Genomic DNA, 14,471 nt, shown 5'->3' with positions numbered 1-14,471 from the left:
GGAGTGCGTCAGGCGGCGGCGGTCGATTTCGCGACCACGACCTTGCGCCAGGGCTTGAGCACCATGATCGCCAGCAGCGAAGCCAGGATGTTGGCGCCGGCCGCGATGATGAACACGCTGTCCCACGTGCCCGACGATTGCTGCATGTAGTTGGCGATCGGGACAAGCAGCGCGGCGGTGCCCTTTGCGGTGTAGAGCAGGCCCGCATTGGTGGTCGCGAACTTGGCGCCGAACGTGTCGGTGCAGGTCGAGGGGAACAGCGAGTAGATCTCACCCCAGGCGAAGAACACGAAGCCCGACAGCAACACGAACCAGAGCGGGTCGTGTCCCCAGAGGTAGAGCATCCAGATGCCGAAGCCTTCCATGCCGAAGGCGATGAACATCGTGTTCTCGCGGCCGATCATGTCGGAGATCCAGCCGAAGAACGGACGCGTCAGACCGTTGAGCACGCGGTCGATCGTGGCTGCGAACGTCACCGCGGTCATCGTCACCGCCATCAGCGTCACCGGAACGCTGTCGACCTTCCAGTCGACTGCGATCGGCTTCAGGTTCGCCGTCACCATCAGGCCGCCGGCGCCGACGATCACGAACATGAAGTACATCAGCCAGAAGATCGGCTGGCGCAGCACTTCGGTCGGCTGATAGTTGCGGCGGGTCTGTTGCAACGCAGCGTTCTGCACAACGGGAGGCACCTGTCCGGCCTTCGGCGCGTAGAGGAAGAAGGCGAGGATGCAGATGATGATGCCCTGGCCGAGCCCGAAATACAGGAAGGTGGTCTGGAATCCGCTGTCCTTGATCATGGCCTGAATCGGCGCAACCGTGAGCGCGGAGCCCGCGCCGAAACCGGCCGCCGTGATGCCGGCAGCAAGACCGCGCTTGTCGGGAAACCATTTCAGCGCATTGCCGACGCAGGTGCCGTAGACGCCGCCGGCGCCGATGCCCGCGATGATCATGCCGAGATAGAAGCCGTTGAGCGTGGTGGCTTGCGCATTGATCGCCCAACCGATGGCGCAGAGCACGCCGCCGACGAGCACGACGATGCGCGGGCCGTATTTGTCGACGAACCATCCTTCGACCGGCACCAGCCATGTCTCGAACAGTACGAAGAGCGTAAAGGCCCATTGGATCGAGGCGCGATCCCAGCCGAACTTTTTCTGGATGTCGGGGACGAAGAACGTCCAGCCGTATTGATAATTGGCGATCATCACCATCGCCGCTACACCGACCGCCAATTGCGTCCAGCGATACGTGTCGCTAACCCGCGCGGCGGTTGGAACCGTTGCCTGCACCATGTCCGTCATAAAGCCTCCCGTGGCGCCTCTAATTTTTCTACGAGCGCTGGAGGGGCATTCTTGTATTCATTATGCCAAGGTTCAAGCGCTGGTCCGATCACCGTGCGCAAATGCCGCAGGACCTTCATCGGTTGCGGCTGTGACTCGGGACAACGCAAATAGAAATGGCCCCGTCCTGCGGGGCCATTCATCAAAAGTAGTATGTGGACGGTTCTGAAACCGGCGCGTCGCGCTTGCCGCGCGGGAGGCGCTGCTTACAGGCCGAAGCGGGGCAGGTCGCCGTTGTGATTCGAAATCTCGGCGCTCGCCATCAGGAAGCGATCGACTGCGGCCAGGAAGCGGGTGAACAGCGAGGCGGAGGGGGCGAGCGCGACGGAAGCGGTCTTGGACATCTGAATTCCCTTTCTCGAGACGGTCAGTGATGCTGTCTCATTTCGAAGGGCAATCTACGTATACCAGATGCCAGTGTCCATGCATGCCATTGCATAGCAGCATGCATGCTCCCGCATTGCAGCATAGTGATCCGTTAAAGGGACCGAACCGAGCTCAAAATTGCCAGCCGGGCTGCTGGAATTGCGAGATCGGCCCCAAAAGGCCCCCATTACGGAGGCAAAAGAGCGCGGACAGAGCGGCGCGCGGGTTCCAAATCCAACCGCACCGCAACATTCAAGGTCTTGGCAGGCCCAGCCAAAGCCGTTAGTGGTCTGCCCCCTTTTCCAATCAACTGTCAGAGTGGTTCATGTCGAGCGCCTCGCCCGCCGTCTCGATCGGCATCGATTTTGGGACCAGCAACACGGTCGTCGCGATCGCGGCGGACGATCGCCGGGTCGAGGCCATCCGCTTCGATCACGGCGGCCAGCGCCACAGCGTCTACGTCTCGGCGCTGTGCTTCTGGGAGGATCGGCCGGGCGCCGGCGCCCAGGCCGAAGGCGGTCCATGGGCCATCGAGACGTTCCTCGAAGGCCGCCACGTCTACCGCTTCCTGCAGTCGTTCAAGACGTTTGCGGCGAGCTCCAGCTTCAACACCACGCAAGTGTTTCGGCAGCGCTTCAAGTTCGAGGACATTCTGGCGGCGTTCCTGCGCACGCTGGCGCGCCATGGCGGCGAAAAGTTCGGCTTCGAGACGTCCAACATCACAGTCGGCCGCCCGGTGCGGTTCGCCGGCGGCAATCCCGACGAAGCGCTGGCGATGCAGCGCTATCGGGCCGCGTTCGAACGCCTCGGCGCCGGCCACGCGCGCTATGTCTACGAGCCCGTGGGCGCGGCGTTCTCCTTCGCCCGACGGCTGGAGCGTGATGCCACCCTGCTGGTTGCGGATTTCGGCGGCGGCACCAGCGATTTCTCGGTGATGCGCTTTTCGCGCGCGGGAGGAGCCTTGCGCGCCGAGCCGCTTGGACACGCCGGCATCGGCATTGCCGGCGACACCTTCGATTACCGCATCGTCGACCACGTCGTCTCGCCGCGGCTGGGAAAAGGCTCCAGCTTCCGCTCGTTCGACAAGGTGCTGCCGGTCCCCACCGGCCACTACACCAACCTCGCGCGCTGGCATCAGCTCGCGATGATGAAGAGCAATGGCGATCTGCGCGAGCTTCGGGAGCTTGCGCGCAGCGCGCTGAAGCCGAAGCTCCTTGAAGATTTCATCACCATCGTCGATCTCGACCTCGGCTTTTCGCTCTACCGCGCGGTATCCGACGCCAAGGTCGCGCTGTCGGCGCGGGACGAGGTGGACTTCCGCTTCAAGGGGGGCGGCGTCGACATCGGTGCGACCATCACACGGAAGAATTTTGAATCCTGGATTGCCGACGACATCGCCCGGCTGGGTGCCACCGTCGACAAGGTGCTAAGCGAAGCGGGCATCACCGCGCGCGAGGTGGAGAAGGTGTTCTTGACCGGCGGGACTTCCTTCGTTCCGGCCGTCAGAAAGCTGTTTGCCGAGCGGTTCGGTAACGAACGGCTGATGTCGGGCGACCAGTTCGAGTCGATCGCCTACGGCCTTGCGCTGATCGGACACAGCCCCGACCCCGATCGATGGACCGCAAGCGGTGGGATTACGCCGAAGGCGGGCGCGTAGCCCAGCAACAGCCGCCATTGCTTGGCTGCTCGCAATGACGACGGAGAGCTGTCATCAGTGCCGTAGGGTGGGCAATGGCGCGGAGCGCCGTGCCCACCATCTTTCCGAGGTTGAGAGAGCATCGGTGGGCACGCTGCGCTTTGCCCACCCTACGATACTGATTTCGCCGCTACTGATTGATCTCCGGCTCCACGAGCCTTGCGAGGCTTCGCAGCGATTCCTGCCAGCCGAGATAGCAGGCCTCGGGCGGGATGACGTCAGGGATGCCGGCCTGGGTGATGTCGACCTCGGTGCCGACCGAGACCTTCTTCAGCATCACGGTCACCTGGATTTCGCCGGGTAGATTTGGGTCGTCGAACTTGTCGGTGTAGCGGAGACGTTCGCCGGGGACGAGCTCGAGATATTCGCCGCCGAAGGCGTGGCTGTTGCCCGTCGTGAAATTCCGGAACGACATCTTGAACGTGCCCCCGACCTTGGGCTCGAGGTGATGGACGGTGCAGGTAAAGCCGTTCGGCGGAAGCCATTTCGCCAGCGCATCCGCCTCGAGGAAGGCGCGATAGACTTTCTCCGGACTGGTCGAGAGAACGCGGTGCAGACGTACAGTGCTGGGCATGTTCCTTCATCCTCTTGCATCGATGGGTCCGACCTTGGCGTCTACGGCCCATTCATGTCTCAAGGACGACCGGGATGCCGCCGATCCGACATGGCGTTGCAGATAAACGGGGGCCGCCGAAACCGGCGGCCCTTGATGCTGTTTTTGTTGTCGTCTTGGAACTTATCTTGGACGTTGTTTTGGATCGGTTTGCCGCTCACCGCGTCCAGTCTTCACCCGCGCACAACGTTCCCATGCAGCCCCGGACGTTGAGACTGCCGGATGGCAGCAAGGTGACGGTGCTCGCATAGGTCTTTCCGTCGTCGGCATTGTAGATCCTGCCCGACCATTGATTGGCGCCGGCCGCCTGCATGTCGATGAACAGGGAGATGCCGACGATCTTCCGGGCGCGCAATGCAGGATCGGCGTTATGGTCGTCGAGCTGCGCCTTGCCCGTCTTCTTATCGATCGGCTCCTTCAGCCAGACGACCCGGCCGCATAGCGCATTGCCGCAACGGCTCACCTTGATCCTCGCGTCGCCCGACTGTGTCAGCCAGACGCCGGCGGGACCGCTGGCCGTTGCGGCTTCGGCGTTTCCAAGCGGGGAGATGGACAACAGCGCTGCGAGCAGGTGCCGGACGAGGGTGGAACGCATGGGGGCTCCATATTGGATCAATTGTCATGAAATATTTCATGATAAACGATCAATATATCGCGCTTAAGGTTGAGTCAATCGCGCGGAACATGCATATTGGGGGTGGGTGGTTGCCTGGAAATTGCGGAGTGCTTGTAGATGGGTGTGGTGGAGATATCGGTACGTGAGGCCCGGCAGAGCTGGTTCCGGCGTCTCGATCTTGCGTTCTGGGCGATCTGGGCGGCACTGCCGGTGGTGGTGTGGCTCGCCTATCTCCGGAGCACGACCGCCTCCGCCTCGATCGCGGCGAGCCTTGGGCCCGACCAGGTGAAATGCGCAGGCCTTGTCGCCAATCCACTCGAGATGTCGCGCCCGGGACAGCTGTTGTTCTGGACGCTATTTGCGCTTCAGCTCTCGTTCTTCGCCGTGTTGATCGGCATCCTGCACCGTATGGTGCACCGATTCGCACGCGGCCGGATCTTCGCGTCCGAGACGCTTCAGGGCGTGTGGTGGATGGGGATCATTCTGGTGATCTGGCCGTTCATCGACCTGATCACCAGCAACGCGGTGGCTTATGCCTTGCACGAGATCGGCGACGTCAAGTTCTTCCTGCCGTCCTACAACGTCGACATCGGCACGATCGCGGGCGGGATGTTCCTGATGGCGCTGAAATTCGTCATCGAGCACGCCATCCTGCTGCAGTCCGAAAACGAGCTGACGATCTGAGGTGAATGCTTGTGCCGATCGTCGTGAACCTCGATGTCATGCTTGCGAAGCGGAAGCGCCGCCTCGGGGACCTCGCCGACGCAATCGGCATTTCCATCCAGAACCTGTCGGTCCTGAAAACGGGCAAGGCGAGGGCGATGCGCTTCTCGACCCTGGCCGCGATCTGCCGCGAGCTCGATTGTCAGCCCGGAGACATCCTCGAATATGTCGCAGGCGAGGAGGGCAGCGATGAGGATGCAGGCGAGGGGAGCTGAGCTCACACCTGGCGAGCCTTGTCCGCCTTCGTGCTGCACGCGAGAACCTGAAACACATCCCCCATGTGCAACGGTTGGCCGTTTGCGCGCTCAATTGAATCGAGCTCGCCTGGTGCGAGATCTACCTCGCGGCCGGCCGGACGACCGATCCGTCAGATCGTTGCCACATCCTGCGGCGTCATCGTGAAGGCGAGCCGGTAGCGGCCGATCGTCGGATTGTCCTGCGCGCCCAGAGCGCCAAGCGCCGCCGGCGAAAGTCGGTCGGCGGTCACCTGCTCGATCGCGTCGGCATCGTAACCCGACAGCAGCATGATCCAGTCGGCGGCGCCGTCCTTGCCGCGGATCTGCTGCTCGGTGGTGGGCGAGCTGGTCCGGGGCGTGTCGGTCAGGAGGAGGTGCGCGCCCGTCAGTCCCCGCATCTGCGCCAATGTGCCGAGCGTCTCCGAGAGATGTGTCTGCAACTCCACCTCGCGCCCGGCCTCCGGCGAAAGCCGGACGGTGGCGAGCGAGGTCGCGACGCCACCGCCAAAGCTGGCGGCGACGCGGCACTGGCTGCGCACCATGCCGAGATGGTGCGGCATCATCTTGGTCGACCACGGCGTCGGCGCGTTGAGCCGGTCGAGATATCCCTTCGACGTGAGCACCTCGTACCGCTCCAGCTCGTACAGCACGAAGAAGCCGTCAGTGTCCGTCGTGCTGGTCCAGCGCGATCCGCGCCGGAAGCCGGGAATGCTCATCCGCTCGGGAAAATGTTCGTGGGAATGCCAGTCGCCGAACTCCGCGCGCTGCTCGGGGCGGACGCTCCACCACATCGCGACGGCGGCCTTGCCAAGCAGTGACATGCTGACCTCCCTGTTTTCCAGCACTTTGCCTTGACGCCAACGGAGGAAGCAAGTCGTTCACGCTTCCAATCCGACCCCGTACTGTCAGGTGTGATCTGCTATCCCTTCGGGGCGGAGCCGGCACGTGTGGAGCTTGGCAGTCTTTCGGTGCACACAGTCGATTGGCTGGAGGGAGAGTGGTGCGGGTCTTCCGCGAGCAACTTGCCGGCGGCGTACGGTGTGCGCTCGATAGCGCGGCATCGCATCGACGCTCTCGGGCCAGCACAGTTAGCCGACACTAAATCGCGGCTGCGAACGCGCAACTCACCTTGCCTCAGGCGCCTTTCGGGCCTGAATTCGCAAAGTCCGAATTGTTCCGCCGAAGCCCATGAGGCATTAAATCCCGCCAAGCCTTGCAACTGGCGCCGATGAGGTATACGTTGGTGCTGTTCGTTCAGCCGCTGTGCCTTGTTGAATGCGCCCGCGGGCTCCTTTTCCAGAGACATCGACGAATTGAATCTGGTTCTGCGTGAGTGTCACGCGGAATGTGCGCGTATGCGCTTTGGAGAAGAATAATGACGACAGGTACCGTGAAGTGGTTCAACGGCCAAAAGGGCTTTGGATTCATTCAGCCCGACGACGGCGGCAACGATGTGTTCGTTCACATCAGCGCAGTCGAGCGGGCTGGTCTCTCAGGTCTCGCCGAGGGCCAGAAGGTCAACTTCGAGGCCAAGACCGACAAGATGCGAGGCAAGGTCAGCGCAGAGAATCTATCGCTGGCCTAAGATCCTGCGCCGTTTCACGGATGTACTGAAACGGCCACGCTGCCCGCTCGATCCCAGGGATTGAGCGGGTTTTGTCCGTTGCGGGAGTGGGTGAAGCATGAGCGGCAAGAAGTCGGCTGAACCGTCACCCCAAAGCATTGCGCGTACCAACCGTCAGCGTTTGGCTGCCGAGGAGGGAACGCGGGCAATGGCGGACGTCGAGAGACAGGCCGTCGATGTTCGCAAGAACATGGCGCGGCTTCGCGAACTGCGCGAAGCCAAGGAAGCGGCCGACGCAACTCTTCAAGCATCGCTGCCGGCACCAACCCTGACGAAGCGCAAGAGAAAGCTGACGCGATAGTCGAATTCAACTGCGTCGACGAAAATCTGGAGAGGGCCGGTCACATGCCAAAGAGTGCGGATCGTGCCTAGGATCAAGTCGGACAGCGGCGGCACAATCACCTTCTTTCTCGCGCTTGGCGCAGGCCGGCAGATGTGCCGCCTTGCGACCACGTTCCAGACGCAGAAGCAGGCCTTCAGCTATCTTCAGAAATACCGGACGGAATTCGAGCGCATCGCGCGGAGCCGATTGGCCTCCGGGGAGCTCGAAGACGGGATCGTCGTGCTTTCGATGCTCTAAAGCATGACCCGGACCCGAAGGGCCGCGTTAGCGCAAAGTGCGAAGCGGTTTTCCGAAAAGATCATGCTCAAACAATAACCTAAAGCGCGTTGACGATTCATTCCGATCTCATCGCGCTTTCGGTCAGGCGTCGATTTCGACGCGACGCGCTCAGCGCCAGCCTTCATCGCGCGGATGCAACATCGTGACCCGGCAGGGAACGCGTCCTATTCAGAGCGGTCCTTCGGCTCGGCCTCGCGGGCCAGTCGCTCCGCTTTCAGCCGCTCGCGATTCTCGTTGAAGGAGTGCTGGTCCTTCGCATAGTCATTGATCGGCTTCTGCGTTTTGACAGGCTTGAACGCCTTGTTGGCTTCACGCTTGGCCCGATCCGAGGATTGATCTCTCAACATTTCGACCTCGTTTTGATCAACAAGCTGTGACAGGACAGGTGCTGGCCGACGCCTCCCACCGCAAACGCTGTGCGTAGGCTTGCTACCTTTCGGGGCGAGAAGAAGGCCAATTCTGCAGCGTTGCGCAGATGCTTTTGCGATGTGTTTCAGTCACTCGCCTTGGCGGCTGCGTTGCTCGTACGTCGGGATAGCACGCCGGCTTAGACAACAATGGCACGCCGCCGCTTTTGTTCCAAGGACCCTGCGGACTGGCGCCAGGTTTGCGATAGTGCGATTGTCCCGCCGCAATGTCAGGAGATGTGTAATGCTCGGTGTGAACGACGGGGAGACAATCCCCGCGAAGGAAAGGCCGCAAAGGTCTCAAAGATGGACCGGTGAAGATGCATGGGCGGCTTACCAGCTTCCCTTCAACGATCTGCTCTTCCGTTCACAATCCGTACATCGGGAGCATTTTGACCCAAATCGCGTGCAGTTGAGCCGGCTGCTGAACATCAAGACAGGTGGTTGTCCGGAAGACTGCGGCTACTGCAGCCAGTCGTCGCATCATGCGACCGCTCTTGCAGCCTCCAAGTTGATGGAGGTCGGGAAGATCGTTGCCGAGGCACGCAAGGCAAAAGACAGCGGCGCGACGCGTTATTGCATGGGCGCGGCCTGGCGCAATCCGAAGCCGCGCGACATGGATGCCATTGTCGAGGTCGTCGGAGCCGTGAAGGAGCTCGGGCTCGAGACCTGTATGACGCTCGGCATGCTCGACCGGGATCAGGCCGACCGGCTGAGTGCTGCCGGGCTTGATTACTACAATCACAATATCGATACCTCGGAGCGCTTCTATCCGAGCGTTACCTCCACCCGCACGTTCGCCGATCGTCTCGATACGCTGGAGCATGTCCGCGAGGCCGGCATGAAAGTGTGCTGCGGCGGAATTCTCGGCATGGGTGAGAGCGAACAGGACCGCGTCGACATGCTGGTCACGCTCGCCAACCTCCCGGAAGCGCCGGAGAGCGTGCCGATCAACATGCTGATCCCGATTCCGGGAACGCCGATGGCGAAGGCGACGCCGATAGGTCCGATCGAGTTCGTGCGCATTGTCGCGCTGGCGCGTATCATGATGCCGGCCTCATTCGTGCGACTCTCGGCGGGGCGGTCGGCGATGACCGACGAGATGCAGGCGCTGTGCTTCTTTGCCGGCGCAAACTCGATCTTTGTCGGCGACACGCTGCTGACGGCGGGCAATCCGCAGGACGAAGCCGATCGAAAGTTGTTCCGCCGGCTCGGACTGGAGGCGCTCTGAAGCGTGATCCCTCTGGAAAGCCACTGTGCGCTTTCCGGATTAGAGCGTTTTCGAGCGAAGTGGATGCCGGTTCGCGTCAAGAAAACGCATCAAAACAAGAATCTAGAGCCCCGTTCCGATTCCATCGGAACGGGAAAGACTCTAGCCAACGCCAGACAAAGAAAGGCCGCCGAAATCGGCGGCCCTTCGTCTTCTCTGATGGTCCCGCTTACTCAGCAGCCTGCTTCTGCGGCGGGGCGAGAGAGGTCCGTTATGCGGGAGCCGGAACCGCCGGATCCTTCACCAGCGCAAAGGCTGCAGCGGCCAAAAGGCAGAGGAGCCCGGCGAGAAGAAACGCCGGCACATAAGTCCCTAGCGTATCTCTGCTGACGCCCGCGGCAAATGCCATCAGGCCAACGCCGAGCTGGTGGGCGGCAAAAATCCAGCCGAAGACCACCGGCCCCATCTCCCGCCCAAACGTACCGACCGTCAACTTCACCGTAGGCGGAACAGTCGCGATGAAATCCAGGCCGTAGAGTATCGCGAACGCGCTCATCGCTCCCAACGTTGCGTTGGACTCCACGAGCCAGATCAACGCAAGTCCGCGAAAGCCGTAATAGATCGCCAGCAGCCATCGGTTGTCGTAGCGGTCGGACAGCAATCCCGATCCGATCGTACCGATCAGATCGAACACCCCGATCATGGCGAGCAAACCTGCTGATGTCACGACCGGCAAGCCGAGATCGCCGCAGAATGGCACGAAGTGTGTCGATGTCAGCCCGTAGCTGGATACACCGCAGATGAGGAACGTCAGCGCCAGCACCCAGAACACCAGACGGGTTGATGCCAGGCGCAGGCCCCGGAAACTGATTGCCGCAAAGTTCTGCGCGGGAATTGCGGGCACCGGCGGCATCGCCGTCTCTCCGAGTGGCGCCAGCCCCAATTCCTGGGGGCGGTCCTTCCCGAGCAGCAGAAAGAGGACGAGCGAGACGAGAAGACCGAATCCGGACGGAACAAGCGCGACGCGCCAGCCCCAATTCTCGGCGATCCACGCGCCCAGCGGCATGAAGATCAAAGTGCCGGTTGCGATTGATCCGTTCGGGAGGCCGACCACCAATCCCCGATGGGTCGTGAACCAGCGTACCGAGATGACCGCGGCAAGTTGCAGGGCCGTGAGCCCCGGCGCGATGCCGAGAATAAGCCCGAGGCCGAGCCACATTTCGAACCGGTTCGTCATGACGATCGTCAGCAGCGGTCCGGCCAGCGCCAGCGTTCCGGCGATCGACAGCATCATCCGCGGACCGTAGCGGAGCATCAAGCCGCCGGCGAACGGCGCCGCCAGTCCGAACAGCGCGAAGCGAAGTCCTTGCGATGCAGACAACTCGCTCATGCTGACGCCGATGTCAGAAGCGATCTCCCGCATCAGGACGCTGGGCACGCCGAGCGCCGAGCTTGCAAATAGCGAATAGAGAAATCCCAGTGCAGCCATCACCCAGCCGTAATGGATGTTTCGCGCTGCCGCATGCCGTGCGATGAATTCAGCAAGCATGGCCAAATCCCTTCGATGAAATGAATTTTCTGAAAAAGCCGAAGGCTATGCCGGAGCTCGCCGACGAAACCGGCGGCCTTTTGTCTCGAGATAATCACCTCGATCGTGCTGCGAAGTGCTCGTCGCCGCGCAAAACATTCACTTTTCGGATGATGGCATAATACCCCTGTTTTGCCCGACGTGTCAAAAGAGGTTTCGTGAAATACGAAATCGTTTAAAGCCAACAGGTTAGCTACTGTGCATGGGGTTGTTTTTCCATTTTTTAGTCACAGCCGCGACCGCACGGTCTTCTGAAGCAAAAAGGGCCGCCCCTTCGGGCGGCCCTTTCGTCTCGTTCAACGTGGTGCGGCTTACTCAGCGGCCTGCTTCTGCGGCGGCTCGAGCGCGCCGGACTTGTGGATGTCGGCGACCTGGTGATCGCTGAAGCCGAGCACGCTGCGCAGGATCTCGTCGGTGTGCTCGCCGAGCAGCGGGGAGCGCTCCACCTCGCTCGGGCTATCCGACAGCTTGATCGGATTGCCGACCGAGATGTACTTGCCGCGGGTCGGGTGATCGACCTCGACCACGGTGCCGGTGGCGCGCAGCGACTGGTCCTCGGCGATCTCCTTCATCGACAGGATCGGGCCGCAGGGGATGTCGTCCTTGTTGAGGATTTCCATCGCCTCGAACTTGGTCTTGGTCATCGTCCACTGTTCGATGCGGGCGAAGATCTCGTTGAGGCGCGGCAGGCGGACGGCCGGCTTGGAGTAGTTCGGATCGGTCTTCCAGGTGGGCTCGCCGATCACGTCGCAGATCTTCTCCCAGACCGGGGCCTGGGTGATGAAGTAGATGTAGGCGTTAGGATCGGTCTCCCAGCCCTTGCACTTCAGGATGCGGCCGGGCTGGCCACCGCCGGAATCGTTGCCGGCGCGCGGCACGGCGTCGCCGAACGGAATGCCTTCGCCGAACTGGCTGTATTCCTTGAGCGGACCATGCGCGAGGCGCTGCTGGTCGCGCAGCTTGACGCGGGCGAGGTTGAGCACGCCGTCCTGCATCGCGGCGGTGACCTTCTGGCCCTTGCCCGAATGCGTGCGCTGATAGAGCGCGGTGACGATGCCGAGCGCCAGGTGCAGGCCGGTGCCGCTGTCGCCGATCTGCGCGCCGGTGACGAGCGGCAGGCCGTCGCGGAAGCCGGTGGTCGAGGCGGCGCCGCCGGTGCACTGCGCGACGTTCTCATAGACCTTGCAGTCTTCGTAGGGGCCAGGGCCAAAGCCCTTGATCGAGGCGACGATCATCTTCGGGTTGATCGCCTGGATCTTCTCCCAGGGGAAGCCCATGCGGTCGAGCACGCCGGGGCCGAAGTTTTCGACCAGCACGTCGCACTTCTTGATCAGCTCGGTGAGGACTTCCTTGCCCTTGGGGTTCTTGGTGTCGAGCGTGATCGAGCGCTTGTTGTGGTTGAGCATGGTGAAATACAGGCTGTCCACGTTCGGGATGTCCTGCAGCTGGCCGCGGGTGATGTCGCCCACGCCCGGACGTTCCACCTTGATCACGTCGGCGCCGAACCATGCCAGCAGCTGCGTGCAGGTCGGTCCGGACTGGACGTGGGTGAAGTCGAGAATGCGAACGCCCTTGAGCGCTTTGGTCATCGTGTTGCTCCGTATACTCTGTCTGCCCCCGCAAACCGCAGGGAATTAAGGGTTGAAGGGGAGGACTTACTTTTTCTTCTGCAGAACGCTCTGCGGATTGAGGTTGCCGATGCGGCCGCTCTCCGAGCCCGCGGCCGGATCGATCACCGCGTTGATGAGCGTCGGCTTGCCCGAGGCCATCGCCTCGTTGACGGCGCGCTTGAGCTCGTCGGGCGAGGTGGCATTCACGCCGACGCCGCCGAAGGCTTCCATCATCTTGTCGTAGCGCGCGCCCTTGACGAACACGGTCGTCGCCGGATCGGCATTGACGCTGTTGATGTCGGTGCCGCGATAGATGCCGTCATTGTTGAAGATGACGACGCAGATCGGCAGGTTGTAGCGGCAGATGGTCTCGACCTCCATGCCGGAGAAGCCGAAGGCCGAGTCGCCTTCCACCGCGAGCACGGGATGGCCGGTCTCGAGCGCAGCCGCGATCGCCTGGCCCATGCCGATGCCCATCACGCCCCAGGTGCCGACGTCGAGGCGCTTGCGCGGCCTGTACATGTCGATGACGCCGCGGGCGAGGTCGAGCGTGTTGGCACCCTCGTTGACGAGGATCGCCTCGGGATGGTCCTTGATCACGTTCTTCAGCACGCCGAGCGCACCGTGATAGTCCATCGGCGACTTGTTGTTCATGAGCTTCGGCGCCATCTTGGCGACGTTCTCGTCACGCTTGGACACGATGGCCTTGGTCCATTCGGCCGGCGGCGCGGTCCAACCCGTGCTGATCGCCTGATTGAAGGCGGAGACGACCGAGCCGATGTCGCCGACCACGGGCGCGACGATCTCGACGTTGGAGTCCATCTCGCGCGGCTCGATGTCGACCTGGATGAACTTCTTCGGGGTCTCGCCCCAGCTCTTGCCCTTGCCGTGCGAGAGCAGCCAGTTCAGCCGGGCGCCGATCAGCAGCACGACGTCGGATTCTTTCAGCACCGTGGAGCGCGCGGCGCCAGCGCATTGCGGATGCGTGTCGGGGAGGAGGCCCTTGGCCATGCTCATCGGCAGGAACGGCACGCCGCTCTTCTCGACGAACGACTTGATCTCTTCATCGGCCTGCGCGTAGGCCGCGCCCTTGCCGAGGATGATGAGCGGACGCTTCGCCGCCTTGAGCACGTCGAGCGCGCGCTTGATCGAAGCGGGCGAGGGGATCTGTGCGGGCGCGGCGTCGATCACCTTGACCAGCGACTTCTGGCCGGCATCGGCGTTCATCACCTGGCCGAACAGTTTTGCCGGCAGGTCGAGATAGACGCCGCCCGGACGGCCCGAGACCGCGGCGCGGATGGCGCGGGCGAGACCGATGCCGATGTCCTGGGCGTGCAGCACGCGATAGGCCGCCTTGCACAGCGGCTTGGCGATCGCGAGCTGGTCCATCTCTTCGTAGTCGCCCTGCTGGAGGTCGACGATCTCGCGCTCGGAGGAGCCCGAGATCAGGATCATCGGGTAGCAGTTGGTGGTGGCGTGCGCGAGCGCGGTGAGACCGTTGAGGAAGCCGGGCGCCGACACCGTGAGGCAGATGCCCGGCTTCTTGGTGAGGTAACCGGCGATGCCTGCGGCGTAACCGGCGTTCTGCTCGTGGCGGAAGGAGATCATACGAATGCCTTCGGCCTGCGCCATGCGGCCCAAATCCGTGATCGGGATGCCCGGCACATTATAGATGGTGTTGATGCCGTTCAGCTTGAGCGCGTCGATGACGAGATGAAAGCCATCCGTCAATTCCTGCTCGGTGCCCGGTGCTTCGGACTTGGTCGCGGTATTCAGCATGGGCCTTGTCTCCCTGGTCTCATATGCCGTTTTAGGCTTTG

The 14,471-nt window shown here is 62.2% G+C and carries 16 protein-coding genes; 7 read left to right on the top strand and 9 right to left on the bottom strand.

Going from position 1 to position 14,471, the window contains the following annotated elements:
• Window positions 1–8 precede the first annotated feature (8 nt).
• Window positions 9–1,301, bottom strand: a complete 1,293-nt coding sequence (gene oxlT, locus CT676_RS17315) for an oxalate/formate MFS antiporter (RefSeq protein WP_071915554.1) — start codon at window positions 1,299–1,301, stop codon at window positions 9–11.
• A 245-nt stretch (window positions 1,302–1,546) separates the two neighbouring features.
• Window positions 1,547–1,684 carry a hypothetical protein gene (locus tag CT676_RS44060; protein WP_166098301.1) on the bottom strand — a complete coding sequence of 46 codons (138 nt, stop codon included), beginning with the start codon at window positions 1,682–1,684 and terminating at the stop codon, window positions 1,547–1,549.
• 347 nt (window positions 1,685–2,031) lie between these two features.
• Between CT676_RS44060 and CT676_RS17310 the strand changes: the two genes are divergently transcribed.
• The gene (locus tag CT676_RS17310; RefSeq protein ID WP_135215005.1) at window positions 2,032–3,363 is read left to right on the top strand and encodes an Hsp70 family protein; all 1,332 of its coding nucleotides are present in this window, start codon (window positions 2,032–2,034) and stop codon (window positions 3,361–3,363) included.
• A gap of 169 nt (window positions 3,364–3,532) precedes the next feature.
• Here CT676_RS17310 and CT676_RS17305 read toward each other — a convergent pair whose 3' ends face one another.
• Complete coding sequence (locus tag CT676_RS17305; protein ID WP_085400624.1) at window positions 3,533–3,976, bottom strand: SRPBCC family protein; 444 nt, start codon at window positions 3,974–3,976, stop codon at window positions 3,533–3,535.
• A gap of 196 nt (window positions 3,977–4,172) precedes the next feature.
• Complete coding sequence (locus CT676_RS17300; protein WP_071915551.1) at window positions 4,173–4,610, bottom strand: DUF2147 domain-containing protein; 438 nt, start codon at window positions 4,608–4,610, stop codon at window positions 4,173–4,175.
• Between the two features lie 138 nt (window positions 4,611–4,748).
• On the opposite strand from CT676_RS17300, the gene CT676_RS17295 reads away from it, so the two are divergent.
• On the top strand, window positions 4,749–5,315 hold the full coding sequence (locus tag CT676_RS17295) for a DUF2975 domain-containing protein (protein WP_063984524.1): 567 nt from the start codon (window positions 4,749–4,751) through the stop codon (window positions 5,313–5,315).
• A gap of 11 nt (window positions 5,316–5,326) precedes the next feature.
• Window positions 5,327–5,569 carry a helix-turn-helix transcriptional regulator gene (locus CT676_RS17290; protein ID WP_071917595.1) on the top strand — a complete coding sequence of 81 codons (243 nt, stop codon included), beginning with the start codon at window positions 5,327–5,329 and terminating at the stop codon, window positions 5,567–5,569.
• A gap of 152 nt (window positions 5,570–5,721) precedes the next feature.
• Here the strand turns inward: CT676_RS17290 and CT676_RS17285 are convergent, their stop codons facing one another.
• The gene (locus tag CT676_RS17285) at window positions 5,722–6,411 is read right to left on the bottom strand and encodes a hypothetical protein (protein WP_085400676.1); all 690 of its coding nucleotides are present in this window, start codon (window positions 6,409–6,411) and stop codon (window positions 5,722–5,724) included.
• Window positions 6,412–6,965: 554 nt separating this feature from the next.
• Here CT676_RS17285 and CT676_RS17280 point away from each other — a divergent pair.
• From CT676_RS17280 to CT676_RS17270, 3 genes are all read left to right on the top strand, one after another.
• Window positions 6,966–7,175 (top strand): cold-shock protein, encoded by a 210-nt coding sequence (locus tag CT676_RS17280; protein WP_028151479.1) that lies wholly within the window; start codon window positions 6,966–6,968, stop codon window positions 7,173–7,175.
• 97 nt (window positions 7,176–7,272) lie between these two features.
• Window positions 7,273–7,515 (top strand): hypothetical protein, encoded by a 243-nt coding sequence (locus CT676_RS17275; RefSeq protein ID WP_063984523.1) that lies wholly within the window; start codon window positions 7,273–7,275, stop codon window positions 7,513–7,515.
• Between the two features lie 54 nt (window positions 7,516–7,569).
• Window positions 7,570–7,794 carry a hypothetical protein gene (locus CT676_RS17270; protein WP_028151477.1) on the top strand — a complete coding sequence of 75 codons (225 nt, stop codon included), beginning with the start codon at window positions 7,570–7,572 and terminating at the stop codon, window positions 7,792–7,794.
• Window positions 7,795–8,000: 206 nt separating this feature from the next.
• Here CT676_RS17270 and CT676_RS17265 read toward each other — a convergent pair whose 3' ends face one another.
• Window positions 8,001–8,183: a hypothetical protein gene (locus CT676_RS17265; RefSeq protein ID WP_063984522.1), complete on the bottom strand. Its 183-nt coding sequence runs from the start codon at window positions 8,181–8,183 to the stop codon at window positions 8,001–8,003.
• A 304-nt stretch (window positions 8,184–8,487) separates the two neighbouring features.
• On the opposite strand from CT676_RS17265, the gene bioB reads away from it, so the two are divergent.
• Entirely contained in the window at window positions 8,488–9,474 is a 987-nt protein-coding gene (gene bioB / locus CT676_RS17260; protein WP_085400626.1) for a biotin synthase BioB, read from the top strand.
• Window positions 9,475–9,724: 250 nt separating this feature from the next.
• On the opposite strand, the gene CT676_RS17250 is transcribed toward bioB, so the two are convergent.
• The 3 genes from CT676_RS17250 to oxc all read right to left on the bottom strand — a co-directional run bounded on the left by CT676_RS17250 (window position 9,725) and on the right by oxc (window position 14,430).
• Entirely contained in the window at window positions 9,725–11,002 is a 1,278-nt protein-coding gene (locus CT676_RS17250) for an MFS transporter (protein WP_201266164.1), read from the bottom strand.
• 350 nt (window positions 11,003–11,352) lie between these two features.
• A complete protein-coding gene (gene frc / locus CT676_RS17245) occupies window positions 11,353–12,630 on the bottom strand; it encodes a formyl-CoA transferase (RefSeq protein WP_085400627.1) in 1,278 nt (425 codons plus the stop codon).
• 66 nt (window positions 12,631–12,696) lie between these two features.
• Entirely contained in the window at window positions 12,697–14,430 is a 1,734-nt protein-coding gene (oxc, locus tag CT676_RS17240; protein WP_085400629.1) for an oxalyl-CoA decarboxylase, read from the bottom strand.
• Between the last annotated feature and the right edge of the window lie 41 nt (window positions 14,431–14,471).

Origin of the sequence: Bradyrhizobium sp. MOS001, from assembly GCF_004634465.1 — a bacterium.
GTDB lineage: Bacteria > Pseudomonadota > Alphaproteobacteria > Rhizobiales > Xanthobacteraceae > Bradyrhizobium > Bradyrhizobium barranii.
Note: the sequence above shows the minus strand (reverse complement) of the source record. Positions and strands in the feature narration are given on the sequence as shown.

What these genes read in the sequence shown, in the direction of transcription:
- CT676_RS17310 (WP_135215005.1), top strand. Translation starts at nt 2,032, where the DNA reads ATGTCGAGCGCCTCGCCCGCCGTCTCGATCGGCATCGATTTTGGGACC.
- CT676_RS17280 (WP_028151479.1), top strand. Translation starts at nt 6,966, where the DNA reads ATGACGACAGGTACCGTGAAGTGGTTCAACGGCCAAAAGGGCTTTGGA.
- CT676_RS17275 (WP_063984523.1), top strand. Translation starts at nt 7,273, where the DNA reads ATGAGCGGCAAGAAGTCGGCTGAACCGTCACCCCAAAGCATTGCGCGT.
- CT676_RS17300 (WP_071915551.1), bottom strand. Translation starts at nt 4,610, where the DNA reads ATGCGTTCCACCCTCGTCCGGCACCTGCTCGCAGCGCTGTTGTCCATC.
- frc (WP_085400627.1), bottom strand. Translation starts at nt 12,630, where the DNA reads ATGACCAAAGCGCTCAAGGGCGTTCGCATTCTCGACTTCACCCACGTC.
- CT676_RS17265 (WP_063984522.1), bottom strand. Translation starts at nt 8,183, where the DNA reads ATGTTGAGAGATCAATCCTCGGATCGGGCCAAGCGTGAAGCCAACAAG.
- CT676_RS17285 (WP_085400676.1), bottom strand. Translation starts at nt 6,411, where the DNA reads ATGTCACTGCTTGGCAAGGCCGCCGTCGCGATGTGGTGGAGCGTCCGC.
- oxc (WP_085400629.1), bottom strand. Translation starts at nt 14,430, where the DNA reads ATGCTGAATACCGCGACCAAGTCCGAAGCACCGGGCACCGAGCAGGAA.
- CT676_RS17250 (WP_201266164.1), bottom strand. Translation starts at nt 11,002, where the DNA reads ATGCTTGCTGAATTCATCGCACGGCATGCGGCAGCGCGAAACATCCAT.
- oxlT (WP_071915554.1), bottom strand. Translation starts at nt 1,301, where the DNA reads ATGACGGACATGGTGCAGGCAACGGTTCCAACCGCCGCGCGGGTTAGC.
- CT676_RS44060 (WP_166098301.1), bottom strand. Translation starts at nt 1,684, where the DNA reads ATGTCCAAGACCGCTTCCGTCGCGCTCGCCCCCTCCGCCTCGCTGTTC.
- CT676_RS17305 (WP_085400624.1), bottom strand. Translation starts at nt 3,976, where the DNA reads ATGCCCAGCACTGTACGTCTGCACCGCGTTCTCTCGACCAGTCCGGAG.
- bioB (WP_085400626.1), top strand. Translation starts at nt 8,488, where the DNA reads ATGCTCGGTGTGAACGACGGGGAGACAATCCCCGCGAAGGAAAGGCCG.
- CT676_RS17295 (WP_063984524.1), top strand. Translation starts at nt 4,749, where the DNA reads ATGGGTGTGGTGGAGATATCGGTACGTGAGGCCCGGCAGAGCTGGTTC.